The following is a 23,386-nucleotide window of genomic DNA, read 5'->3' on the forward strand; positions in this document are numbered from 1 at the left end:
GCGGCTGTCACTCCGCGGCGCCCGGCACGCTCTCCCCTGCGAGGAATGCCCGGATGCCGTCGGCGAGTTCCGCCGACAGAGTCCGGTGCAGGTAGTGCTCCCCGGCCATCCGGACCACCACACCCCGCGATACCGAAGCCGCCTGCGCCTCGTGCAGCTCAACCCAGCCCTCGACGTCGGAATCATCGACCACGACGAACAGGAGCACCGGGAGGTCGGATGGGAACGTGCGTCCGGTCGCCTCGGCGAAGTTGTCCGTCACCCGCCCCATCTCGTCGATCATCGTGGGCGCCGCGGTGTTCCGAGCTTCGAGCATGCGGATCTGCTCCCGCGTCGTGTCGTCGTAGGCCTCGACGTCGTAGGGATCGTCAGCGAGGCCCCGCAGAAGTCGGCTGATCCCGAGGTCTCGCAGCAGCACGACGGCGTCGGTCGCGATGGGCTCATCGGCGCCTGGCTGGCCGGGAACGCTGCTGTCGATCCCGACGAAGGCGACCACCTCGTCGCGGTAGTCCTCGACGTACGACAGGGCGTACACACCCGAGATCGAGTGCCCCGCCAGCACGTACCGCTCGATGCCCAGCTGCTGCAGCGCCTCGTGCACCTCGGCGGCGATGTTCTCAGCGGTGCGCGGCTCGTCGGTCTGATCGCTCAGTCCCGTCCCGAACGGCTCGACCGCGACGACGCGGTAGGTGTCGTCGAGCTCATCGATGAGCGGGGCGAAGTCGAGGCCGGGTGCCGCCGTTCCGAGCCCGGGGAGGAGCACGATCGTCTGCCCGTGGTCGCCGCTCACGACGACGTTCAGCTCACGCCCGCCGACCGGCACACGCTGCCCGTACGGCTCGATCCGGCCGGCCTCGTCTCGCGTGGCGACGGCGTTGACCGTCGCGGTCGTCGCGAGGGCCCCGGCGAGAGCGGCGACGAGCAGCACGGGCGGGAGGATGATGGCGAGCTTGGTCGATCTCTTCACGGGACTTCCTCGATGACGGGACCGCCGGGCGAGTGCGCCCGGCGTGTCCCCTCAGTCGACCAGGGCGCCGAGTTCCACGGGAGAGGCGACTGTCATCGATCGGAGTGACATATGTCATCGCCGTCGCTGCCTGCGCCAGCGGCCTCCGCGGGGCCTGCGCTCAGGTGCTCGTGCACCAGGCGCCAACCCGAGTCGGTCCGGTGGAAGACGTTGGTCGCCCGACCGGAACCGCTGCGGGTCTGTCCGTCGATGTGTCCGCTCCAGCGGTACGTGTAGACGGCCACCGCTGCGTCGGCGGCATCCACGACCCACGTGATGTCCTCCGCGCCGTACTCCTCGTCGGGGATCAGTGCCCAAGTCCGCTCGAAGTAGGCGCGCACGGCCGCGAGCCCGGTGCAGGTGGCATCGCCGAAGTAGTAGACGGCGCTCGCGTCGAGCAGCTGCTGCACCTCGTCGAAGTCGTGCGTGTTCGTCGCGGCGATGTAGCGCGCGAGAGTCTCGGATGCTGTCACGCCCGGGTCCTCCCGTTCGCCGGAGCGGCGTCGGCGACGACGGCGCTCATCCCCCACACCGGCGGCCCGTCCGGCGGGTCGACCCGTGAGACGACCGTGAAGCCGTGTCGTTCGTACAGCCGCACGTTGCGCTCGTCGGACGTGTCGAGGGCGAATCGGCCGGCTCCCCGCCGCGCACCCTCGGCGAGCGCGAATCGGATGAGCTCGGACGCGAGACCGCGCCCCTGGCGTGCCGGCAGCACGCCGACAGTCTCGATGCGCCATGACCCGGGCTCGGGCGACGCGCCCTCGGAGTCGCCGAGCCGCCCGAGCCGGTCGCCGTGCAGCTGGACGATGCGGTCGACGGCGGCGGGCTCCGGCTCGGGCGCATCGGGCGGCAAGACGGCGATCACGCCGTCGGCCGGGCCCGTGATCCCGACGAAGCCGTGGGCGTGCGCGTGCCGCAGGTAGACGAGCTGCAGCTCACGGAGCCGCCACGCGTAGTCATCGTCGGGGATGACGTGACGCGTCCACGGGTAGTTCTCGAACGCCGCCGCGAGCGCGTCGGCGGCGGCATCCAGTTCGTTCTCGGCGGCGAGTCGGAGGTGAGATGTCATGCGGGGGTGTCCTTGTGTTCGGGGGCCGGTTCGGGTGCCGCTGCCGGTGGGTTCACGGAGCCGGATTCGACGATCGCCTGCAGCGTCTCCAGGTGGCGGGCGAACGCCTCGCGACCGGCGTCCGTGATGCCGACCCACGTGCGCGTGCGCCGGCCGACCGCTTCCTTCCGCACCTCGACCAGACCCGCGTCGGCGAGCACGGTGAGCGTCTGCGACAGAGTCGAGTCGCTCACCTCGAGCAGATCGGCGAGGAAGCGGAAGTCGACGTCTTCGAGATTGCGGAGGGCCGCGAGCAGAGAGAAGCGCACGGGTGAGTGGATGAGCGCATCGATGTCCTTCCGGGGATGACTCATCGGCGTGAGCTCGGGAAGAGGCAGGCGAGGATCGGAGAGATCGACACGACTCCCGCGAGCACCCACCACCACGGCGACGAGAGCTGCAGCAGCTGCAGGGCCGGATCGAGCATCAGCGTGTAGAGCGCGAACCACGTCGCGACCGCGATACCCATGTTGCGCATCCCGTTGCGCGGCGCCGATCGCTCGGATCGGAGCGCGATCATCCAGATGCAGACCGACGCGAGGACGAACGGCAGGAAGGCCTTCCAATAGTCCGCCCCGGCGACATCGATCGACAGCGTGAAGGCGAGCGCGTAGGCCGCCTGCAGCACGACGAAGATCCGGAACCAACGCGTCGCGCGACGCGCATCCTTCTCAGCCTTCGTCCCGACGGCGACCATGCGGGCTGCGTCATCGTATGCGAAGTTGTTTTGCGTCATACAACGACTTTAACACTTCTAAAGCGCGCGTCGCCACCTCCCCCACGGTCGTTCCGGTCGCCTCCGCGGTGATAGTCTCGATCGGCACGCCTCCGTAGCTCAGGGGATAGAGCGTTGGTTTCCGGTACCAAAGGTCGCAGGTTCGATTCCTGTCGGGGGCACCAGTGAACAGAAGGGCAGTCGAGGATTCGGCTGCCCTTCCGTGTACCCAGACGGGTGCCCGATGGAGCCGGCCCCGGGGATGACGTCGCCGGGTCGCTCGGCGGGATCGAACCTCCGCGCCGTCGGCACGTCCGCGCAGACGAAATAGCTCGTGATCGAGAAAACAACGGCGCTCCCTCTGTGAGATTCGTTCCGATAGTGCGGCGCATCGAAAATCACATCGCCGGGAGTCGGTAAATCACCGACCTTCCTCGCGTCTTATCGATGGGCATTACGCTCGGGGCAAAAGCGGAGGGGTACCGTGCGACTGAAGTTGATTGTCCGTGATCAGCAGGGGGACCGTGACGTCGTCGTCACGTGCGACGCGACGGCGACGGTGGGAGATGTCGCAGCCGCCCTCGCGGGCCAGGCGGATGGCCAGCGTCGGTCTCAGCCGCTGACGCTTTGGGCCCATGCACCCGGCGCCCCGGACGCTCAGACGCTGAACCCGCTGTTGTCGCTGCACGATTCGGGGCTGCGTTCCGGAACGAGCGTTGCGCTCGTCGAGCCGCGGACCGCGCCGCCGTCCGAAGCCGACGCGCGGGCCACGCTCGCCGTCACCGACGGGCCAGACGCCGGCCTGACGGTTCGCCTCGGCTCGGGCGTGAGCTTCGTCGGCCGTGATCGCGCCGCTCACGTGCGACTGCGCGATCCACTCGTGTCGCGACGGCACGCGAGCGTGACCGTGTCGGGGAGGTCCGTCGTCGTCTCGGATCTGAACTCCGCCAACGGCGTGGAGGTCGACGGCGAACGCGTCGACCGCGCCGTCCTGCTGCACCGGTCTCAGGTGCGCATCGGGTCGACGAGGTTCCGCGTCGACCCGGTATCCACGGCGAGCGGCGCCGAAGCGACGCGAGAGTTCTCGCGATCTCCCCGTGTCGTGGAGCCCTGGCGAGCACCCGAGTTCGAAGCTCCCATGCTGCCGTCGGTCGGCGAGCGTCCCCCGTTGCCGTGGATCGGCATCGCGGCACCGATCATCGCGGGCGCCGCCTTGTTCGCCATCACTCAGAATCCGCTGATGCTGCTGTTCATCGCTCTGTCTCCGATCCTCATGCTCGGCATGTGGGTGGATCAGGTGTTCCGACGCCGGAAGCAGAAGAAGGAGCAGAGCGCCCGGTTCCGTACCGGTCTCGCGTCTCTGGAAACCGATCTGAGCGAGCATGCGGCAGCGGAGCACGCCGCACGATTGGCGGAGTCGCCGTCGGTGAGTGACATCGCCGAGGCGGTCTCGACCCGGTCGCCGCTCGTCTGGACGCGCGTCCCCGAGCACGGCGCCTTCCTCTCCGTGCGATTCGGGCGCGGAACCCTGCCGTCGCGGGTGTCGGTCACGATGCCCTCGCGCGACCTCGGCGCGACCGACGAGTGGCACGAGCTCAAGCGCATGGTCGACCGCTTCGGGAATCTCGAGGGTGTGCCGGTGGCCGAGCGATTCCGGGATGCGGGAGCCATCGGCGTGGCCGGCCCCGACCAGTTCGCCGGTGATGCCGCGCGGGCGCTCCTGCTGCAGATCGCCGGCCTTCACTCCCCCGCGGATGTCGCGGTGTGCGCGTTCGCCGCGGGAGACGCCGCCGCGGAGTGGTCGTGGGTGAAGTGGCTCCCCCATACCGATGGCCCGCACAATCCCCTTCCCACTCCGCTCGCCGCGGACCTCCCCGCCAGCACGCGACTGCTCTCCGACCTCGAAGAGCTGATCCAACAGCGGACGCTCGCCCGAGGCGGAGCCGCGCAGGTGCGCTCGCACATCTCGGCGGAGACCCCGGGCGCACCGGGGTTGTGGGAGCCGGTGGAGCGCGAACCGCTGACACCCGCGGTGGTGGTCTTCATCGCCGGCGACCCGGCGGTCGACCGGGGGCGGCTCGTGCAGGTCGCGCACGACGGACCGGATGTCGGCGTCTATACGGTGTGGCTGGCCGGCGACGTGAGCCATCTGCCGGTGGTGTGCCGCACCTACATCGCTGCGCGCGCTGCGCAGGCCACGGTGTCGTTCGTGCGTCACGGCGCGGAGGTCGCCCTGACGCATATCGAGCTGGTCGACCCGCCGCAGGCGGAACGGGTGGCTCGCGCTCTCGCACCGCTCGAGGATGACGGCGCGCCGGTGCTGGACGAATCCGATCTCCCCTCCGCCGTGTCGCTCGTAGAGCTCTTCGACGACGACATCGCGGGCGATCCCCACGCCGTCGCGGGGCGGTGGGACAAGAACGACTCGCTCATGGTTCGCTGGATTCCTGGCGTCCCGAGGGAAGCCGGCGGGCTGGGAGCGCTCGTCGGCCAGGGTGCGACCGCGCCGCTGCGTATCGACCTGCGTCGCGATGGTCCCCACGCTCTCGTGGGTGGCACGACCGGCTCGGGAAAGTCCGAGTTCTTGCAGACGTGGATCCTGGGGATGGCCGTCGAGCATTCGCCGGATCGCCTGACCTTCCTCCTCGTCGATTACAAGGGGGGTTCGGCATTCGGCGACTGCGTCACCCTTCCGCATACGGTCGGACTGGTCACCGACCTGACGCCTCACCTGGTCAAACGCGCGTTGATCAGCCTGCGCTCCGAGTTGAAGCGCCGCGAGGAGATCCTGGCGGCCAAGGGAGCGAAAGACCTCGTCACGCTGGAGGAGCGCGGCGACCACGACGCACCTCCATCCCTCGTGATCGTCATCGACGAATTCGCCGCACTGGTGACGGAGGTGCCGGAATTCGTCGACGGGGTGATCGACATCGCACAGCGAGGACGCTCGCTCGGTCTTCACCTCGTGATGGCTACCCAACGACCGGCCGGCGTCATCAAAGAGTCACTGCGCGCCAACACGAATCTCCGTGTCGCCCTGCGCGTGGCGGACGAAGCCGATTCGCAGGACGTGCTCGGCATCGACCGCGCCGCGCACTTCGACCCCGGCACCCCCGGACGCGCCGCGGCGAAGCTCGGCGCCGGACGGGTCATCGACTTCCAGACCGCGTACGTCGGGGGACGCGCCGACCACCGGGATGCCGCAGAGGTGGAGATCCGTGATCTTCCCTTCGCCCCCGCGGCCGCCTGGCCACGACCGGCGGCAGCCGCGGCACCGACATCCGGGGAACGCGACATCGAGCGGCTCGCGGCATCGATCGGCGCCGCATCCGCCCAGCTCGCGATCGCGGCTCCACGCCGTCCCTGGCTGGACGCGCTTCCCGACGCCGTCGACCTCGCCGACCTCCGCGCGTCGGGCGACGGGCTCGCCATCGGGATGCAGGACGAGCCCGAGCATCAGACCCAGACGCCGTTCGTCGTCGACCTGGATGCCGTCGGCAACCTCGTGGTGTTCGGCACCGGCGGCGTCGGCAAGACGACGTTGCTGCGCACCCTCACCATCGCCGCGAGCGTGGGACGCGCCCCGGCGTGGGTCTACGCGATCGACTCCGTCGGCGGCGCACTGTCGAGCCTGTCGGCGCTGCCCAATGTGGGTGCGGTGATCGCACTCTCCGACGCCGAACGCGTCACCCGACTGTTGACCCAGCTCCAGGAGTGGGTGAACGAGCGGTCCCGCCTGTTCGCCACGGCGAATGCGGCCACCCTCTCGGCGTACAACCGCACCGCGGCGAATCCGCTCCCCCGCATCATCGTGCTCATCGACGGAATGGCCGCATTCCGTTCGGAGTACGAGTTCCGCGACGCCGGGCGGCTGTTCGACGGCTTCACCGGACTCCTCACGAACGGACGGCAGGTCGGCATCCATTTCGTCCTCACCGCAGACCGCCAAGCGGCCATCCCGCAGTCGATCCTCGCCTCGCTGCAGGAGCGCATCGTGCTCCGTCTGGCCGCCGATGTCGAATACGACCTGATGGGGGTGCCCCGCGACGCTCTCACCGACGCCCCGGCGGGGCGCGGATACGCGCGCGGGCGGGAGGTTCAGATCGCCACACCCGGCGGAACGGCCGACCTCGCCGCGCACACGCAGGCGCTGACCGACCTGGCGCGAGAGATCACCACGACAGCCACGCCGGTCCGCCGACTCGATGAGACCATCCCCTGGGCGAGCCTTCCGGCAACGGTGGACGGGAGCCCCACTCTCGGAGTCGCGGATGACACCCTCGAGCCGGTCGGCATCACCGACGGCCTGTTCGTCGTCTCGGGTCCGTTCCAGTCGGGTCGCACCACGGCGATGCGAACCATCATCCATGCCGTCACCGCGACGAGCCCGCCACTGCCCGCCTACCTCCTCAGTGCACGCCCGGGCGACCTCGCACACGCGACCGCATGGACCGCAGCGGGGACGGATGTCGACGACGCCGACGACCTCGCGAACCGACTCGCGATGGATCTGCAATCCGGCGCCGTGCCCGAAGCGCTGATCGTCATCGAGAGCAGCCCCGAGTTCGAGGCGACCGCGGCGGAAGGCTCGATCGCTCGTCTGCTGAAAACGGCGCGCCGCGCGCCCGGCATCCGCGTCGTCGTCGAAACGGATACCGTCACCGCGGGGGCGGCATGGCAGATCTTCACCGAGCTGAAGACCGCCCGGGGCGGCATCGTGCTGCAGCCCGAGGAGACCGACGGCGCGGGAATCTTCCGAGTGCCATTTCCCCGATCGACGCGCGCCGAGTTCCCCGTCGGCCGCGGGTTCCTCGTCACTTCCGGGAGAGTCCGCCGCGTTCACGTCGCACTTCCTCCTCGGTGACACCGAAAAGCGCCAGCATTGACCGTTCTGTCCCCCAAAAGGTGGACACGGGGGTTATCGGCGAACAATGTATGGTGGAAAAGCCTACGTAGAAGGGGATCTCACAATGGCGAACATGAATGTCACATATGGCGAAATGACCTCCCGCGCCGACCAGCTCATCGCCGGTCGCGACGAAATCAACACCACCCTGCAGCGCCTGCAATCGCAGATCAACGCGCTCGTCACCCAGGGCTTCGTCACCGACCGGTCTTCGGGCGCATACCAAGAGGCATACAACCGGTTCAACGCCGGAGCAACCAACACCATCGGCGGCCTGAACGACCTCGCCGCGTTCCTCCGCACCACCGCCCAGACCCTGCAGGACGTCGACACCCAGATCGCCTCCCGCATCGGCCGCTGAGCAAGACGAACATTCGCATGACCTCGGCTCTGTTCGCTGACTACGGTCGGATCCGAACCGCTGGAGAGCGCCTGGCAAGCGGCCCGAATGGGCTGCGAACATTCTCCGTAGAGGGCGACTCGTCGTGGCTCGGTTCCTCGGCCGTCGGTTCGGCCCTCATGGAATCGACCCGGCTCCGAATGGCTCGGGCGCAAGCGCTGGCCGATCAGCTCTCCGTGACCGCGGCGGGCGTCCAGGACGCCGTCGCGCAGCTGACGTCGGCAGACTCCTCTGCCGCTCAGGCGGTGGGTGGCTGATGGCGCAATGGACGACATCGGATCCGGGGGCGGGAAGCCCGGCCGACATCCGTGCGAGCGCGGGCCGTAGGCAGAGCGAAGCCGCTCGCACCCGTGACGCCCAGCACAACGTGTCACTTGCCGGCGCTGTCGCGGGCGACGGGTGGCAGGGCGCGGCGGCCGGGGCGCTGAGCGCGCGGACCGCGGCCCTCGCGGCAGAGATGAACGCGCTCGCGGGCCAAGCCGAATCGGATGCTGGAGCGCTGCGTCGTTACGCGGATGAGGTGGAGACCATCAAGCATCAGCAGAACACCCTCGCAGCTCGGCGCGGACGACTCGAGAGCCAGCTGCGCGCCGCGCAGCACCAGGATCCGGTGCAGCCCGTCCTGCCCGATGATCCCGCCCGCCGGATTCTCGAGCGGCAGATGACCGGGCTGCGCGATCAGATCGCAGTGCTCGACGCCCAGTTCGCAGCGCTCGCGCAACAGCGTTCGGCGGCCGACGGCGCAGCGATCATGGCGCTGACGAGCTCGTCATCACGGGGAGGCTTGGCTGCGCACCCCGCAGTGACATCGGGATCCGTCAGCGGAATCGGGCTATCGGACCTCGCGGGCATGAGCGAACTCGACCTGGCAACGCTGTTTCATCTTCACCCCGAACTCGCGACTCAGGTGCAGCAGAACGCCGGAAGCGCTCACGAAGTCGCTGCGTGGTGGGCCGCGCTGTCAGCCATTCAGAGACAGAACCTCGTTCTGGGTGCACCCGCTCTCATCGGCAACCTCGAAGGCGTGACGTACCGTGCCCGAGACGTCGCAAACCGTATCGTCCTCGACCGACGCATCGCCGAGGAGGAAGCCAGGCAGAAGCGACTCATCGCACCGCCGGGAGGATTCACCCCGACCGCGCCGGACGTGGTGGTCGTATCCGGAGACCTCATAGCACTCCGCAACATCCGAGACTCGCTGGAGTCGCCTGCCGGGGGCGGGCCACGCTTTCTCGTCTCTCTCACGGCCGATAGCCCGCCGCTCGCAGCGGTATCGATCGGCGACCTGGACTCTGCTGACAATGTCACCTACGCGGTTCCCGGGATGGGGACCACCACCGCCGGAATGTATGACTGGGCGGAATCCGCACAGAACATCTCTGACGCGCAGACTCGCGCGGATGCGACCCGGTCTCATGCGGTGGTGGCGTGGGTCGGATACAAGGCCCCTGAAACCCCGCCAGCCAGCCTCGATGTTTTCGGGGTGGAGCTCGCACATGCCGGGGCGACGAAACTGGTCACCGCGCTCGAGGGGTTCGCGGCGCTGCGGACCGATGCGCAACTGAATGTCGTCGCGCACTCCTACGGAAGCACCACCGCGGCCGCGGCGCTGTCCCGACCCGGGGTTCATGTGGATAGTCTTGCCATAGTCGGGTCCGCGGGTCTGCCCGCCACCATCGACTCCGCCTCCGATCTGCATGCCGATCAGATATTCGCCGGACAAGCCCAAGATGTCATGAGCATCGACCCTGCCGGCGGCGACCAATGGGCTTGGGTGGGCAGGCTGTCGGAAGAGCACCCCGTGAACCCCATCGACCCCAGTTTCGGAGTGAAGGGATTCAGCGTGGCAGGAACCAACGGCATGAGCCCCGTCACCGACCACGCCGTCAGCACGTCCGAGGGCAACGGATACCTCGACCCAGGAACGGAATCTCTCCGTAATGTTGCATTCGCGACGGTGGGCAAAGGGTCAGAGGTCACGCCTTATGAGCCGCCCCACCTCACCCCCTTCCAAGAAGCGCTGCTGTCAGGACTCGCGCGTGGCCACTAACCGACGCTGGACCCACGTGATCAGCGCAGCGACTGCCGTTGTGGTCTGTGGCGCCCTGTCTTCGAGCTGCACCCCGATTAAGGAAGCGTCAATGACCCCACACGAAGCACGCGACACCCTCATCTCCACGATCGAGGAGAGCGCTGCCCTGCTGGACGTGTCCGGGTGGAACCGCGACCACGCCGCCAACGTACAGAGTTGCGGCCCCGACGGTCAGAGTGCGAAGTACGGCTACGGGTACGGCGCACCCCAACCAGACCCTCCTCGAGACCGCCACGCCGACGCTAAAACGATCGCCGACTACTGGACCTCATTAGGCATGACCGTCCGCACCGTGGAGACCAATGGCACGCCAGCCGTCTTCGCAAACGGTGGCCCGATCGCCGCACTGAGCTTCTCCCCGGCCCCCGGCGACTACTACATCTCCGGAACATCACTCTGTGTTCCCGGCGACGTCAGCGAACTACGCAAAGAACAAACCCGCGGCTGACGACGACCACTCGCAGCACATCGCTTGACCCCGGCACACCCCCACGACCGAGGACGGTGATGCGATGGCACTTCCGGGAGAGTCCGCCGCGTTCACGTCACACTTCCTCCTCGGTGACACCGAAAAGCGCCAGCATTGACCGTTCTGGGGCTCGGGTGGGCGGGTCAGCGCTTATGCTCCGCCAGACCGAACACCGTTCGAGAAAGCGCTCATCTCCGGGATCGTACATGGACGCTAAACGACGGTGGATGCGAACGATGGTCGCGGCGGCCGTGGCAGCGGCGCTGGCGTCGATGTCTTCGAGCTGCACCGCGAGTCAGGGAGACCCAATGACCCCCCAGGAAGCACGTGACCTGCTGATCGCAACGATCGAAGAGAGCGCCGCCCTACTGCACGTGCCGGGGTGGAACAGTGACGGCGCGCCCGGCGTCCAAAAGTGCGGCCCGGATGGCACCAGCGCGAAGTACGGCTACGGATACGGCGCGCCTCAACCGGACCCACCCCGGGACCGTCACGCCGACGCCAAGAAAGTCGCGGATCACTGGAGGACGCTGGGCATGACCGTGCGCGTCATCATCAATCCCGAGGGTGATCCTGTCGTCTTCTCGACCGGCGGTCCGGTCTCCGGTCTAAGGTTCGTCACTGCCGCACCCGGCGACTACTACATCGCCGGCTCGTCGCTGTGCGTCCCCGGCGACGCGGACGACTTACGGAGGGAAGAAGCCCGACGGTGACGATGACGTATCGCGCTGACCAACACAACCATCGACATACCCGGGCAATCGCATCCGTCATCGCCGCCGGGCTCCTCCTGACCGGCTGCACAACGAATCAGCACGACACAATGACCCCGCACGAAGCACGCGACACCCTCATCTCCACGATCGAGGAGAGCGCTGCCCTGCTGGACGTGTCCGGGTGGAACCGCGACCACGCCGCAGGCGTCCAAAGTTGCGGTCCCGACGGTCAGAGTGCGAAGTACGGCTACGGGTACGGCGCACCCCAACCAGACCCTCCTCGAGACCGCCACGCCGACGCTAAAACGATCGCCGACTACTGGACCTCATTAGGCATGACCGTCCGCACCGTCCTAAACCCCGAAGGCGACCCCGTCGTCTTCTCGACCGGCGGGCCGGTTCAGGGGATGAAATTCGTCACTGCGCCACCCGGCGACTATTACATCGCCGGAACATCCCTCTGTGTTCCCGGCAACGTGAGCGAGCTACGTAAGGAACAAACCCGCGGCTGACGACGACCACTCGCAGCACATCGCTTGACCCCGGCACACCCCCACGACCGAGGACGGTGATGCGATGGCACTTCCGGGAGAGTCCGCCGCGTTCACGTCGCGCTTCCTCCTCGGTGACACCAAAAAGCGCCATCATTGACCGATTGTCCCCCGAAAGGTGGACACGGGGGTTATCGGCGAACAATGTAGGGTGGAAAAGCCTACGTAGAAGGGGATCTAAATATGGCGAACATGAATGTCACATATGGCGAAATGACCTCCCGCGCCGACCAGCTCATCGCCGGTCGCGACGAGATCAACACCACCCTGCAGCGCCTGCAGTCGCAGATCAACGCACTGGTTTCTCAGGGTTTCGTGACGGATCGCTCATCGGGCGCATACCAAGAGGCGTACAACCGGTTCAACGCCGGAGCGACGAACACCATCGGCGGCCTGAACGACCTCGCCGCTTTCCTCCGCACCACCGCACAGACCCTGCAGGACGTCGACACCCAGATCGCCTCCCGCATCGGGCGCTGACCAGCCCGGCCTCGGTCGTCATCGTGGCTGAACAACTCGTCGCCGATTACGGTGCCATCGAACACAGCGCCGCACAGCTCGCGCTCGCCTCGAGCCTGGTGACGCTCGGCGCCGCGTTCCTCAACACGCCAGGCGCACTCGGATCGGGGAGCGTCCACAGCGCCCTCGAACAGACCACGGCCCTTCACCGCGCGCGGGTGAACGCTGTCACCGAAGTACTCGCACTCCAATCCCAGGGAGTGCGGCAAGCGGTCACCGACCTCATCGCAGCAGACGCCGCCACCGCGCAGGCCGCCTCGTGAGCGTCCAGTGGACGCTCGATAACCCCGGCGCCGGGGTTCCCGCAGACATCCGCGCAGAAACCGGCCGCCGAGACACCATGAGCACCCTCGCCCGGAGCGCGGCCGGCAACACGACCAGCGCCGCCCCGACCAGCGGATGGCAGGGTAAGGCCGCATCCGCGCTAACCGGTAGGACCGCTCAGCTATCCGCCGAACTTCGCATACTCAGCGACCACGCCGCGACCCATGCCGGCATCCTGCGGCGATACGCCGCGGAAGTCGAAGCCATCAAGGCCGAACACGCCATCCTCGCATCGTCCCACCAACAAACCGCCCACATCTTCGCCCGCGCGCACCGTGAGCACGACGCGATAGCGATGTTCGTCGAAGGCAGCGTGGTCGATGAGAAGGCCCGACTCGCCTCCCGAATCGACACCCTCGAAGCCGACATCGCCGGCCTCAACGCCCGCTTGCGGATCCTCGCGGATCGCCGCGCAGCTGCCGACAACACCGCCATCATGGCGCTCACCAGCCCCGAAGCTCGAGGGGATATCTCCGGCATCCTCGCCAACACCGTCGGTCTCCCCGGCTCCGCCGCGGCCAGCGGCCACACCCCGTCCCTGGAACAGCTCGCGGAACTCAGCGAGGTCGAGCTCGCCATCCTCTTCGCACTCCAACCAGGCTTGGCCCGCCAACTGCAGTCCGAATCGCAACCAGCAGACGTCGCCGCATGGTGGAGAACCCTCACCACCGACCAACAAGCCGCGTTCGTACTCGGAGCGCCCGCACTCATCGGATCCCTCGGCGGCATCACCCCCGCGAGTAGAGTCGCGGCGAACCTCGTGAACGCATACCACCGCATCCAAGCCATCGACGCTGAACAAGCGAGTACAGCCGCTCTTGCAGCAGAACGCGGCGGAAGATACTCCATGCCGGGTGCCTTGGCGAACGCGTCCACCCTTGCTCAAGAGAGGGAGTATCTGGAGCGAGCCGTGAGAGGCGATATCCAGCTCTACCTCTACGACCCCGAACAGGGTGCGCTCATCGAGATGACCGGAGATCCCGCGACAGCCAAGAGCGTCCTCTTTGTCGTCCCCGGTACCAACACCACAATGCAGAGCTTCATGGGCGCAGGTGATGTGACCGATTTCGCGACCTGGCAAGTGGAGAACGCATACGAGCACGCCCCGGTGCTTGCATTCACCGTTCTCGCCGGTGCGATGCCGCAGCTGTCAGCCAACATCTTCGAGGGACCACAGAACAACACCATCGCGACCGCGGCGGGTGCCAACTACGCTCGATTCGTGAAAGAGATTGACGCGTCCATGCCGTCGCTCCCGACCATGAGCTACGAGCACAGCGCAGGGTCCCAGGTAGGTAGCGCCGCCGAGCAGGACAACGCTCGTTTTGACATCAGGTACCTAGCTGCAGGAGTGGGTGCCACGGATGGCTTCCAGACCAGCGCCGACACGAAGTACTTCGCCGCGCAAGCACCGGACGACATCAACCGCTATTACGCCGGAATACAGGTCGGCGACGTCGGTTACGGCGTCGGTCCTGAGGAGTTTGCCGGGGTCGAGATCGTCGACACTGGAGTGCCGACTCAAGGTGCCACCGACAACCTGAGGGACATCAGTTTCGGCCTTGCGCTCCCTGGAGCTTGGCCCACGGCGGCCTTCGCGACCGCGAATCTCATCTCCGACAGCGTGACCCACCATAACTACGTTTTCAGCGCGAATGTGTCCCTAAACGGGCCTGTCCTCGATCATGTCCGCCAGCAGCTGGCCGGCATCGGGGGCGTACAGTGAAGCGAGCGACGAAGACCGTAGCGGCCATCGGGGCCGTTGCAATGGTCGCGCTGTTAGGAGGGTGCGCTGTGAACGACAGTCCCAGCTACGATGAGGTGCGCGCACAGACCGAGCAAGCCATTCGTCAAATAGTCGACCTGCTTCCTGATGGCGCTCAGTACGCGCCTGGTGACGAACAACAGCCGTACAGTTGCGGCGACGATATCCTCCCACTTCAGGAAGGGCCAAAGGGAACCGCCTTCTACACCCGCCGCGGCGAGGCGACGATGCCCGAAGGGTCGGACGTGGACTCTTTCGTCACCGGATTGCCGGCCGCCCTCGGGGAGAACTGGCGCGAGAAAGATCCCGCCGGTAGCGTTCCCTTCACCACGGTGTCCCTGACGCACATCGCTACAGGGGTGAATGTGAGTGTGGATGCAATTGCCGGACCGGATCAGATGATCATTGGCATCACTGCAACTTCACCGTGTGGCAGCGTTGAGTAATGATCTTCACCGAACCCCGAACGTAGTTCCTCGCCGCATGAGTACGCCTACGGAATCGGCTCTGAACAGTTCGCCGGAATCCAGATCATCGACACCCGGGTTTCCGCGGACGCTGCAGCGAGGAACACCAATCAGATCCGTGGGGTCTTGGCGTCACGTTGACTGCCTCGACAGCTGGAATCACCATCTGGCCCGCGGCCGGCGAGCTTGTCGCGCGCAGCGTGGAACACCACAATTGGCTCATGAGCGTTGACAGAGCGGTGAACGCGCCGGTTCTCGATACAGTTCAGGACAAGCTCCTTCACCTCGGGGGGTTCGTGGTGAAGCCTCGGGGGCGGGTGGCCGCTATGGCGGTGGTGTTGAGCATGATGCCGACATTGGGGGGATGCACCGTGGCCGCAGAGCCAACGCCGACGTACGACGAGGTTCGTTCACAGACTCGAGCGGCTGTGTCAACCGTCACCGCCTTGTTCCCGGATGGCGTCGATTACGTCTCCCGCGACGAGTTGGAACCTTTCGGATGCGGCGGTGATGAGGCGCCGTTGGCGAACGTACCCGAGGGGACGGCGTTCTTCACCGAGCGGGGCGAAGCTGTGGTACCGGAGGGCTTCGATGCGAACGCATTCGTCCTCGGGCTACCCGACGCGCTAGGCGAGGACTGGACGGCGACCGAACCTCGAGACGGATTACCCTTCGTGTCTTTCACCATGACTTACCTGCCGGATCATGTGGACATCGCTGTCAACGCATCAACGCTCGAGGGAGAGACCCTCATCAACATCACGGCGCGCTCTCAATGTGGTCGACTCTCGGCTGCTCAGCAGTGAATCGGCGACAGTCCTGGAAGCTTCGCCTATGCGTCGCTCCTTATCTCGGGCAGGGCGACTGAATCTCTCAGTGATGTTGCATTCGCGACCGTGGGTAAAGGGCCAGAGCTCACACCTCATGAGCCGCCGCACCCCACTCCCCTCCAGAAGCGCTGCTGTCAGAATCCTCGCGTGGCCACTAACCCGCGACCCCGGTGATCAGCGCAGCGACTGCCGTTGTGATTTGTGGCGGACTTTTACCTATCCGGCCACGGCGCCGCGTTCTCACCGAATCCTCCTCCGTCCATTCCGGCAATGACGGATCCTATGAGCAATCACTATTTGCTCTCATCCCAGCAGGATGACAAACAAACCGCGCTACGGAACATGTATCTCGCGACCGAGGAAGAAGGGAAGCGATGAAGCGCATCATCTTCACCTCTTTGAGCGTGCTTACCCTTGGGGCGATGCTGGTGTCATGTGGACAAGGAGCAACAGTGGAGAACTCCATATCGGATCTCACCGTAGATGAGGCTAAGCAGACAGCGATGTCGATGGAGCGGGACCTCGTCAGCCACCTCGATCCCGACCGTGTGGTTTCCGTCGACCAGTTGCAGGTGGGCGGTTTTTTTCGGTGCGGCGAAGAGCAGGTCGTGCAATGGACGGGCCACACCGAAGTGGTCGTGACACCTGACTTCGATATCGAGGCCACGGTAGATCGAATCGTAGAAGAGTATTCCGATCGCGAAGGGTTCGAGGTCAAGCGAGATGTCACTTCGCTTGGTGATCCGGGAGTTCACATCATCGGTAGGTACGGCGCAGGCTACCTCCTCAGCCCTGGAGTCGACGACAATGTCATCGAGATTCTCTCGTTCTCGCCGTGCTTCACGTTGCCGGAAGGCATGTCCGGAGTCGACGAATACTGACGTCGTACGCAGAAGTTGGTGCTGTGACCAAGTTGAGGGCCCGTTGGGTCGGGCTGACGGCCCTCGTTGTCATGGCCGTCGCGGTGAGTGGGTGTCAGTCCGGGGAGGAGTGGCCGGTGGATGAGTCGTTGACGGTGGAGGACGTGAAAGCGAGGACGCAGGCGATGGAGCTGCGGATCGCCGACGGTGTCCCAACAGAGGTGGTGGACCGGGTCGAGCAGAACGAGTTCGGTGTGCTGACCGTCTGCGACACGACTGAGCGCCTCTACGCCTGGACCGGGGTGACCCGGGTACATCTTGTCGGCGAGTTCGATGCCGCCGCCGGCGACGCACTCACCAAGCGGATCGCTGGGGACCTCGGCGCGATAGCTGAGGACGGTTACGTCGTCGGCACTTCCGCAGCAACTTCCCGGCTCGCGATCGAGATACTGAATCAAAACGGTGAGTTCTACAGAGCCAGCACGACCCCGACGGGCGTGAGAGCCAGCGGGCAAGCGGAGTTCTTCATCATGTCCCGCTCGGAGTGCTTCCGCTTGCCTGCCGATGTCGACCCCGGAATGCACTTCTGACCTTGCTGTCAGCCACCTCCCGCACCGCCCGCATGTGCCTGCGATCGCGGTCCGTCGGCGAAGTGGATCCCGAAGTCGGTCCGCCCCGGATGGATGTCGCTCCGCAGCGACCGGGTGCCGCGGTAGTCGCCGTCGCGGAGCGCGCGGTAGCGGAGCGGCGTCTCGCTGTCGAGCCCGGCGATGCGGACACGCAGACGTTCGGCCTCGCGGTCGACGCCCGCGGCGTCCAGCCCGTCGGCGTCGTAGACGACATGCAGGTCGAGCGTCTCGATGCCCACGTACCAGAGCGCACCGTGGGTGAGCGGGAACAGCAGTGAGTCGAGGTCGCCGCTGATCCCGCGTTCGCCGATCGAGCGCTCGTCCTCACCCACCGTCACCACGACGAGTGCCCGGCGTCCGGTGAGACCGCCGTCGCCGTAACGCCTCGGCACGCCGAGCTCGGGGTCCATGTCTCCGTAGGCGAACCCGTTCGTGAACACCCGGTCGATCCACCCCTTGAGGATCGCGGGCGGCCCGTACCACCACAGCGGGAACTGCAGCACGAGCAGTTCGGCGGCGGCGAGCTTGCGCTGCTCCTCGATGACGTCATCCGGGAAGGGGGCGCGGCCGTACTCGCCACCGGCGGGGCCAGACGCGCGGCCGAGCGTCACGTCGAGCTCGCTGTCGGGGAAAACGGGATCGAACCCCTGTGCGTACAGATCGGATGTCGCCACGCTCCGCGTTCGCGACAGCTCCGCCACACCGTCGCGGAAGAGCCGGGCATTGAACGAGGTCGGTCGCGGATGAGCGAGCACCCAGTGGGCGGTGCCCGGCGTGGGCTCGTGCGAGATGGTCATGATTCCTCCGGTGGGGTGGCTGGGGTGACGATGGCGTGCAGGACGCGCGTGAGGGTGGAGCGCGCCGCCGCGGGGCTCACGCGTTCGTCAAGTGCCGCCCGCGTGAGGGCGTCGCCGGCACCGATGAGGGCCCGAGCGCCCGCGTCATCGAGACGGACGCCGCACGAGACGAGCACGTCGTCGCACAGCGCGAGGTAGGCCCCCTCCGCCTCGCGCCGCACCTCGACGAGGGTCGCAGATCCATCGAGCGCCGAGACGACGTCCGCCAGCTCGCGCCCCTCGGCGAGCGAGCAGTCGATGTAGGCCCCCGCGACGGCGCGGCATACCGCATCGAGCGTGAGCGACGCTTCGGCGAGCGCCGCGGTCAGCGTCGCCCGCTGCTGCTCCTCGAACTCGCGGTAGAGCTCGGCGAGTGCGCCCGCACGATCGCCGAAGTGGTCGTACACGACGGGTTTGGTCACCCCCGCGCGCTCCGCGAGGCGGCCGAGCGTGAACTCGTCGGTCCCTCGCTCTCGGATCAGCTCGCGCGCGACCGCCAGCAGTTGCGCGCGCCGCTCGCCCCGCGGCATCCGCCGTCGCCGCCCGTCGTCGCTCATGACGCCTCCCCGCTAAGTTACCAACAGTAGCTTAGCGGGGTTGGTGGCCGGATGGGCGTTGACTTGGCAGTTCCCGTCGCCACCACCAACGGGAGGCGGCGGGAACTGACAACCGAGCGAGCGTCGCGAACCGGGATCAGCTCGCGGGCGCCGCCAGCTCCGCCTCGGCGGCGCCGGGCAGCACCTCGCGCAGCAGGTCGTCGAGCGTGACCACACCGAGCAGCCGGTCGCCGTCGACGACCGTCGCGAGCTGGACGTGACCGCGGCGCATGCGCGCGAGCGCGTCGTACGCCGATGCGTCGGGCGCGAGGACGAGCGCCTCACGTGCGATGTCGAGCGCGGGCGTCTCCGGCGCGACGGCGAGCGTGTCGCGAACATGGGCGACACGACTCGACGCGCCCTCCCCCACCAGGATGCGCAGATGGGCGGAGGATGCCGCGACCGCCTGCACATCGGCGGCGGTCGCCGTCGCCGGCACAGCGGTGGGCACCCGGTCGGTGCGGACGATGTCGCCGACCGTCAGCGATCCGAGCGCGATGGCACGTGCGATCGGCTCGGAGTACTGCTCCTCGAGGGTTCCCGCCGCACGCGAATGCGCCACGAGCTCGCGGATGGTGTCGGCGTCCTGCCCGCCCGCGGCGGCCTTCTCGACGGGCTCGACGCCCGAGGCCTTCACAAGCCGGTTCGCGATGTGGTTGATCCACAGCAGGAACGGGCGCAACGGCCAGGTCAGCGCACGGGCGGTGATACCCGTCGCCTTCGCCGCGACCTCGGGGTGGGCGATCGCCCACGACTTCGGCGCCATCTCACCGATGACGAGGTGCAGGAACGTCACCACGATGAGGGCGAGCATGAACGCGATGATGTCGGCGAGGACGTATGGCAGCCCCCACTGCTCGAACACGGGCGCGAGGGCGTAGTCGATCGCCGGCTTGGTGATCGCACCGAGCAGGAAGGTGCACGCCGTGATGCCCAGCTGGGCGAACGCGAGCATGACGGTCAGCTCATTGACGCCGCGGAGCGCCGCCCGCGCCGACGCGCTGCGGTCGGCCTCCTCTTCCAGGCGGTGGCGACGGGCAGCGAGGAGCGCGAACTCGACGATGACGAAGAACGCGCTCGCGAGGATGAGTGCGATCGTGATGATCGTGACGACCCACCAGCTCATCGGATGACCTCCTCATCGCTCGCGCCAGCAGCGACGACGGCATCGCCGCCGCCCACGGGACCCGCCTCAGCGGCATCCAGATCCACCTCGTACAGGCGCACGACGAGTTCCGAGGGGACGAGTCGGGCGACCTCGGCGACCTCGACGTCGAGCCAGCGCTGCATCCGCAGCCCCTGCACGGTCTCGGACGCCCGTTCGGGCAGGTCGATGCGCACGACCGCACCCTCGGGCAGCAGGTCACCGTGCTCGCTGATGATGAGTCCGGCGATGGTCTCGGCATCGTCCCTCGGCAGGTCGTAGCCGATGAGGCGCTCGACCTCGTCGAGATGGATGTCACCGGGCAGACGCCAGTGATCCTCACCGACGTTCACGATCTCGTGGATGTCGAGGTCGTGCTCGTCGGAGATCTCGCCGATGACCTCTTCGGTGAGATCCTCGATCGTGAGGATGCCGTCGAAGTTGCCGTACTCGTCGACGACGCAGGCGAGCTCGTTACGCGTCTGCCGCATGCGATCGAGGGCGACCGGCAGCTGCATCGTCGTCGGCAGCACCACGGCCTCGCGCATCATCGTCGAAACGGGAGCGTCGTCGGCGTAGTGCCCGCGCAGCAGGTCGATGAGCTCGACGACGCCGACGGGGTCGTCCTCGGCGCCGATCACCGGATAGCGGGTGTGGCCGGTCGCCATGAGCGCACGCACCTCCCCCACGGTCGTGTCGGGCGAGATCGAGTCGATGCGTGAGCGAGGAACCATCGCGTGCTCGACGTCGCGCTGCGGGAAGTCGAGGATGCGGTCGATGATCATCGACAGGTCGTCGGGTAGATCGCCGCTCGCGCGGGACTCCTCGATGATCGCCTCGAGGTCGCGGGCGGTCGCACTCTCGTCGACATCCTCCAGGGGCTCGATACGCAGCAGACGCAGCAGAGCATTCGCGGCGACATCGAACACGGTGATGAGCCAGCCGAAGAGCATCAGGTAGATGCGGGTCGGCATCGCAAGGGCGCGGGCGAGAGGTTCGGGGCTCGCGATGGCGAGGTTCTTCGGATACAGCTCGCCGAAGATCATCGTCACGATGGTCGCCAGCAGGAGCGCGCCCACCGTGCCGATCAGCACCGAGACAGCCGGGTCGATGCCGACGCCGCCCAGCAGCGTGCCGATCGACTCGCCGATGAGGGGCTCGGCGACGTAACCGATCAACAGACCGGTCACCGTGATGCCGAGCTGCGCGCCGGAAAGCATGAAGGACGTGCGCTTGGTGATCGCCAGCACGCGTGCAGCCTGCGCATCGCCCTTCTCGGCGCGCGCGGCCATGCGCGACCGGTCGACAGACATGTACGCGAACTCCTGGGCGACGAAGAAGCCGCAGGCGGCGATGATCGCCAATGTCAGCAGGATGCCGAGCAGCAGTGTCAGAACTGCTTCGATCATTCGGATTCACCCCCTCTCTCAGCGAGGGGGTACGGAGATCGACCCTCCTGGTCGGTGGAGGAATGGCGATTGCTCACGGGTGTTCTTTCTCGATAGGGCACGGGTGGGCTCTCACAGGATAGCGGGCGACGGGACCGCGCGGGCCGGCGGCTCCGCGGGGCTGCAATGACCGGAAACCGCGGCAGTGGTCCGCTCGGCGAAGCATCCGGGACGTTCTCCAGATGGCCACGACTAAGGTGACTCCATGTCGGGAAGACGAGCCGGTCGTCCGCGCGCGCAGGACACCACCGATGACTTCATTCGCGCGGGCGAAGAGATCATCGCCGAACAGGGCTTTTCGGCTCTCACCGTCGACGGTCTCGTGAGTCGCGTCGGGTCGACACGACCCACCTTCTATCGGCGGTTTCGGAGCGCGGCCCACCTCGCCGTCGCTGTTCTCGCGCGACGCTTCGCACCCGGTCCGGCCCCCGAGACCGGATCCCTCGACGGTGATCTGCATGCGGTGCAACGCGAGGAGATCGCTGTCCTCTCAGCCCCGGTCGCCCGCAACAGCGTGGTCGACCTCATCGGAGTCGCGCGCACGGACGACGACCTCGCGGGACTGCTCGACGCCGACTTCATCCGACCGCGCCGTGAGCGCGTGAAACATGCCATTGACGCCGCTGTCGCGCGCGGGGAGATCGAACGGCCCGACGCGGATGCCGATCAGATCTACGACCTCCTGATGGGACCCCTCATCACGCGGATGTTCGTGCCGCCGCACGCGCTGCCCGACGATGCGCTGGCCGCGAGCAGCCTCCGGTCCGCGCTGGCCCGCCTGGGATTCGGCAGGAACGACGACCATGGCGACGGCCCCGGGCTCAGTCCCGGGTGAGCCCGCTGCCATCGGCCGACATCCGAAATGATGCGCTCTCGTAGTCGCCGTCGAGCGAGAACCTGATCGCGACCGGCCCCACCATCTGGCCGAACGAATCGGTGTCGGGGGCACCCGAGGTACGCATGACCGTCGCCCCGGCGTCACCGACCGGGAGCCCGCTCTGAGACGCCGCCTCGTCCATGCCCGGAAGGACGGCGCTGAGGTCCACGTCGTCCCAGGAGAAGGCCTCCTCGGGAGTCTTGGGCTGCACCGATACCGGCCCGGAGTGCGAGACCTGTCCGCCGCGGTACATCCAACGGTCGGTGTGCGTGGTACCAGGGGTCACCGGGGCCTCGACGATGACGAAATCGGGAGTGACGTAGATCGACATCACGCGATCGTGGCCGATCTCGCGTTCGAGCGCGGCCTCGGCCTGCGCCAGCGGCTCGGGCTGGCGCAGGTCGACGTGCGCGCGACCGTCGAGAACCGCCGCGACGGTCTGCGCCACGGCTTCTCGATAGGGCATGACGACGGCCACCGCCACCGCGACGGCGACGATCGCGAAGACGAGAAGGCGAAGCGGACGACCGCGCCGCCCGACGCCGATCAGCGGGCCCTTGCGTCGCCCGCCAGAGATCCGCGTGTGGCTCTGCATCGGAACGAAACGCACCGCCGAACGATCCGGGACCGCGAGGTGGGCGACCTCGGCGGGCGAGAGTTCGCCGTCGACGAAGGCGACCTCGGGGCCCCCGTCGAGGAGGATGACGACCTGGCGCAGAAGTCCGGGCTGGAAGGCGGGAAGCTCGGTCAGCGCGACGACCGTGCGCAGAGTCGTCGCATACGAGTCGCCCCGGAGCGGGCGCACCGTCAGATCGATCTCGCACAACGGCTGATCGTTGATCTGCGTTCCGGTCTGTCGAATCGCGTCGACGCGGGCGAGGCCGAGCCGTCGAGAGTCGATCGCACGACGGATGTCGTCGTTCGACGCGGCCACTCCCCCGGCCATCGATCGACCGATGAGGATGAACGTCCCGCTGATGATGGCGACCGGAAGCGCGATGCTCATGATCCCCCAGCCGGCATCCGGCGGTCCGACATACTCGACGACCGCGCCACCCAAGAGCGCGCCGATAGCTGCGAAGAAGATCAGACGGAGCACCTTCCGACCCTATCGACGGCGCTCGTCAC

24 protein-coding genes and 1 tRNA gene are annotated in these 23,386 nt (G+C 67.1%); 15 read left to right on the plus strand and 10 right to left on the minus strand.

The window, feature by feature from the left end:
• Positions 1 to 7 precede the first annotated feature (7 nt).
• The 5 genes from QUC20_RS11440 to QUC20_RS11460 form a co-directional block, all read right to left on the minus strand.
• Complete coding sequence (locus QUC20_RS11440; RefSeq protein WP_289329934.1) at positions 8 to 967, minus strand: alpha/beta fold hydrolase; 960 nt, start codon at positions 965 to 967, stop codon at positions 8 to 10.
• A 92-nt stretch (positions 968 to 1,059) separates the two neighbouring features.
• The gene (locus QUC20_RS11445; protein WP_289329935.1) at positions 1,060 to 1,479 is read right to left on the minus strand and encodes a YybH family protein; all 420 of its coding nucleotides are present in this window, start codon (positions 1,477 to 1,479) and stop codon (positions 1,060 to 1,062) included.
• On the minus strand, positions 1,476 to 2,075 hold the full coding sequence (locus QUC20_RS11450; protein ID WP_289329936.1) for a GNAT family N-acetyltransferase: 600 nt from the start codon (positions 2,073 to 2,075) through the stop codon (positions 1,476 to 1,478). The genes QUC20_RS11445 and QUC20_RS11450 overlap by 4 nt, the downstream gene beginning before the upstream one ends.
• Positions 2,072 to 2,428 carry a transcriptional regulator gene (locus QUC20_RS11455; protein ID WP_289329937.1) on the minus strand — a complete coding sequence of 119 codons (357 nt, stop codon included), beginning with the start codon at positions 2,426 to 2,428 and terminating at the stop codon, positions 2,072 to 2,074. The genes QUC20_RS11450 and QUC20_RS11455 overlap by 4 nt, the downstream gene beginning before the upstream one ends.
• The gene (locus QUC20_RS11460; RefSeq protein WP_289329938.1) at positions 2,425 to 2,850 is read right to left on the minus strand and encodes a hypothetical protein; all 426 of its coding nucleotides are present in this window, start codon (positions 2,848 to 2,850) and stop codon (positions 2,425 to 2,427) included. Before QUC20_RS11460 ends, QUC20_RS11455 begins: the two co-directional genes overlap by 4 nt.
• 88 nt (positions 2,851 to 2,938) lie before the next feature.
• Here QUC20_RS11460 and QUC20_RS11465 point away from each other — a divergent pair.
• From QUC20_RS11465 to QUC20_RS11530, 14 genes are all read left to right on the plus strand, one after another.
• Positions 2,939 to 3,014: transfer RNA gene (locus QUC20_RS11465), tRNA-Arg, on the plus strand.
• Between the two features lie 299 nt (positions 3,015 to 3,313).
• Positions 3,314 to 7,693, plus strand: a complete 4,380-nt coding sequence (locus QUC20_RS11470; RefSeq protein ID WP_289329939.1) for a type VII secretion EssC family protein — start codon at positions 3,314 to 3,316, stop codon at positions 7,691 to 7,693.
• Between the two features lie 115 nt (positions 7,694 to 7,808).
• The gene (locus tag QUC20_RS11475; protein WP_289329940.1) at positions 7,809 to 8,096 is read left to right on the plus strand and encodes a WXG100 family type VII secretion target; all 288 of its coding nucleotides are present in this window, start codon (positions 7,809 to 7,811) and stop codon (positions 8,094 to 8,096) included.
• A 295-nt stretch (positions 8,097 to 8,391) separates the two neighbouring features.
• Positions 8,392 to 10,185 (plus strand): alpha/beta hydrolase, encoded by a 1,794-nt coding sequence (locus QUC20_RS11480; RefSeq protein ID WP_289329941.1) that lies wholly within the window; start codon positions 8,392 to 8,394, stop codon positions 10,183 to 10,185.
• Between the two features lie 91 nt (positions 10,186 to 10,276).
• A complete protein-coding gene (locus QUC20_RS11485; RefSeq protein WP_289329942.1) occupies positions 10,277 to 10,675 on the plus strand; it encodes a hypothetical protein in 399 nt (132 codons plus the stop codon).
• Between the two features lie 248 nt (positions 10,676 to 10,923).
• The gene (locus QUC20_RS11490) at positions 10,924 to 11,409 is read left to right on the plus strand and encodes a hypothetical protein (RefSeq protein WP_289329943.1); all 486 of its coding nucleotides are present in this window, start codon (positions 10,924 to 10,926) and stop codon (positions 11,407 to 11,409) included.
• On the plus strand, positions 11,406 to 11,924 hold the full coding sequence (locus QUC20_RS11495) for a hypothetical protein (protein ID WP_289329944.1): 519 nt from the start codon (positions 11,406 to 11,408) through the stop codon (positions 11,922 to 11,924). Before QUC20_RS11490 ends, QUC20_RS11495 begins: the two co-directional genes overlap by 4 nt.
• A gap of 231 nt (positions 11,925 to 12,155) precedes the next feature.
• Positions 12,156 to 12,443: a WXG100 family type VII secretion target gene (locus tag QUC20_RS11500; protein WP_289329945.1), complete on the plus strand. Its 288-nt coding sequence runs from the start codon at positions 12,156 to 12,158 to the stop codon at positions 12,441 to 12,443.
• 23 nt (positions 12,444 to 12,466) lie between these two features.
• Positions 12,467 to 12,745, plus strand: coding sequence for a hypothetical protein (locus QUC20_RS11505; protein ID WP_289329946.1), 279 nt, complete (start codon positions 12,467 to 12,469; stop codon positions 12,743 to 12,745).
• On the plus strand, positions 12,742 to 14,532 hold the full coding sequence (locus QUC20_RS11510; RefSeq protein WP_289329947.1) for an alpha/beta hydrolase: 1,791 nt from the start codon (positions 12,742 to 12,744) through the stop codon (positions 14,530 to 14,532). Before QUC20_RS11505 ends, QUC20_RS11510 begins: the two co-directional genes overlap by 4 nt.
• A 68-nt stretch (positions 14,533 to 14,600) precedes the next feature.
• Complete coding sequence (locus QUC20_RS11515; protein ID WP_289329948.1) at positions 14,601 to 15,017, plus strand: hypothetical protein; 417 nt, start codon at positions 14,601 to 14,603, stop codon at positions 15,015 to 15,017.
• 242 nt (positions 15,018 to 15,259) lie between these two features.
• Positions 15,260 to 15,844, plus strand: a complete 585-nt coding sequence (locus QUC20_RS11520) for a hypothetical protein (protein WP_289329949.1) — start codon at positions 15,260 to 15,262, stop codon at positions 15,842 to 15,844.
• Between the two features lie 398 nt (positions 15,845 to 16,242).
• Positions 16,243 to 16,749, plus strand: coding sequence for a hypothetical protein (locus QUC20_RS11525; protein WP_289329950.1), 507 nt, complete (start codon positions 16,243 to 16,245; stop codon positions 16,747 to 16,749).
• Positions 16,750 to 16,772: 23 nt separating this feature from the next.
• Positions 16,773 to 17,318 carry a hypothetical protein gene (locus QUC20_RS11530; RefSeq protein ID WP_289329951.1) on the plus strand — a complete coding sequence of 182 codons (546 nt, stop codon included), beginning with the start codon at positions 16,773 to 16,775 and terminating at the stop codon, positions 17,316 to 17,318.
• A gap of 8 nt (positions 17,319 to 17,326) precedes the next feature.
• On the opposite strand, the gene QUC20_RS11535 is transcribed toward QUC20_RS11530, so the two are convergent.
• The 4 genes from QUC20_RS11535 to QUC20_RS11550 form a co-directional block, all read right to left on the minus strand.
• Positions 17,327 to 18,154, minus strand: coding sequence for an NAD(P)H-dependent oxidoreductase (locus tag QUC20_RS11535; RefSeq protein WP_289329952.1), 828 nt, complete (start codon positions 18,152 to 18,154; stop codon positions 17,327 to 17,329).
• Positions 18,151 to 18,750, minus strand: a complete 600-nt coding sequence (locus QUC20_RS11540; RefSeq protein ID WP_289329953.1) for a TetR/AcrR family transcriptional regulator — start codon at positions 18,748 to 18,750, stop codon at positions 18,151 to 18,153. The genes QUC20_RS11535 and QUC20_RS11540 overlap by 4 nt, the downstream gene beginning before the upstream one ends.
• A 136-nt stretch (positions 18,751 to 18,886) precedes the next feature.
• Positions 18,887 to 19,915: a CNNM domain-containing protein gene (locus tag QUC20_RS11545; RefSeq protein WP_289329954.1), complete on the minus strand. Its 1,029-nt coding sequence runs from the start codon at positions 19,913 to 19,915 to the stop codon at positions 18,887 to 18,889.
• Positions 19,912 to 21,342, minus strand: a complete 1,431-nt coding sequence (locus QUC20_RS11550; RefSeq protein WP_289329955.1) for a hemolysin family protein — start codon at positions 21,340 to 21,342, stop codon at positions 19,912 to 19,914. The genes QUC20_RS11545 and QUC20_RS11550 overlap by 4 nt, the downstream gene beginning before the upstream one ends.
• Positions 21,343 to 21,586: 244 nt before the next feature.
• On the opposite strand from QUC20_RS11550, the gene QUC20_RS11555 reads away from it, so the two are divergent.
• Entirely contained in the window at positions 21,587 to 22,216 is a 630-nt protein-coding gene (locus QUC20_RS11555) for a TetR/AcrR family transcriptional regulator (protein ID WP_120264790.1), read from the plus strand.
• On the opposite strand, the gene QUC20_RS11560 is transcribed toward QUC20_RS11555, so the two are convergent.
• Positions 22,203 to 23,357: a hypothetical protein gene (locus QUC20_RS11560; RefSeq protein WP_289329956.1), complete on the minus strand. Its 1,155-nt coding sequence runs from the start codon at positions 23,355 to 23,357 to the stop codon at positions 22,203 to 22,205. The genes QUC20_RS11555 and QUC20_RS11560 overlap by 14 nt on opposite strands.
• Positions 23,358 to 23,386: the final 29 nt, after the last annotated feature.

The sequence above is a fragment of the Microbacterium arborescens genome, from assembly GCF_030369635.1.
Classification (GTDB): Bacteria; Actinomycetota; Actinomycetes; order Actinomycetales; family Microbacteriaceae; genus Microbacterium.

Coding starts and splice junctions, on each gene's coding strand:
- QUC20_RS11450 (WP_289329936.1), bottom strand. CDS start 2,075: ATGACATCTCACCTCCGACTCGCCGCCGAGAACGAACTGGATGCCGCC.
- QUC20_RS11455 (WP_289329937.1), bottom strand. CDS start 2,428: ATGAGTCATCCCCGGAAGGACATCGATGCGCTCATCCACTCACCCGTG.
- QUC20_RS11460 (WP_289329938.1), bottom strand. CDS start 2,850: ATGACGCAAAACAACTTCGCATACGATGACGCAGCCCGCATGGTCGCC.
- QUC20_RS11475 (WP_289329940.1), top strand. CDS start 7,809: ATGAATGTCACATATGGCGAAATGACCTCCCGCGCCGACCAGCTCATC.
- QUC20_RS11480 (WP_289329941.1), top strand. CDS start 8,392: ATGGCGCAATGGACGACATCGGATCCGGGGGCGGGAAGCCCGGCCGAC.
- QUC20_RS11485 (WP_289329942.1), top strand. CDS start 10,277: ATGACCCCACACGAAGCACGCGACACCCTCATCTCCACGATCGAGGAG.
- QUC20_RS11490 (WP_289329943.1), top strand. CDS start 10,924: ATGCGAACGATGGTCGCGGCGGCCGTGGCAGCGGCGCTGGCGTCGATG.
- QUC20_RS11500 (WP_289329945.1), top strand. CDS start 12,156: ATGAATGTCACATATGGCGAAATGACCTCCCGCGCCGACCAGCTCATC.
- QUC20_RS11520 (WP_289329949.1), top strand. CDS start 15,260: ATGAGCGTTGACAGAGCGGTGAACGCGCCGGTTCTCGATACAGTTCAG.
- QUC20_RS11525 (WP_289329950.1), top strand. CDS start 16,243: ATGAAGCGCATCATCTTCACCTCTTTGAGCGTGCTTACCCTTGGGGCG.
- QUC20_RS11535 (WP_289329952.1), bottom strand. CDS start 18,154: ATGACCATCTCGCACGAGCCCACGCCGGGCACCGCCCACTGGGTGCTC.
- QUC20_RS11540 (WP_289329953.1), bottom strand. CDS start 18,750: ATGAGCGACGACGGGCGGCGACGGCGGATGCCGCGGGGCGAGCGGCGC.
- QUC20_RS11545 (WP_289329954.1), bottom strand. CDS start 19,915: ATGAGCTGGTGGGTCGTCACGATCATCACGATCGCACTCATCCTCGCG.
- QUC20_RS11550 (WP_289329955.1), bottom strand. CDS start 21,342: ATGATCGAAGCAGTTCTGACACTGCTGCTCGGCATCCTGCTGACATTG.
- QUC20_RS11555 (WP_120264790.1), top strand. CDS start 21,587: ATGTCGGGAAGACGAGCCGGTCGTCCGCGCGCGCAGGACACCACCGAT.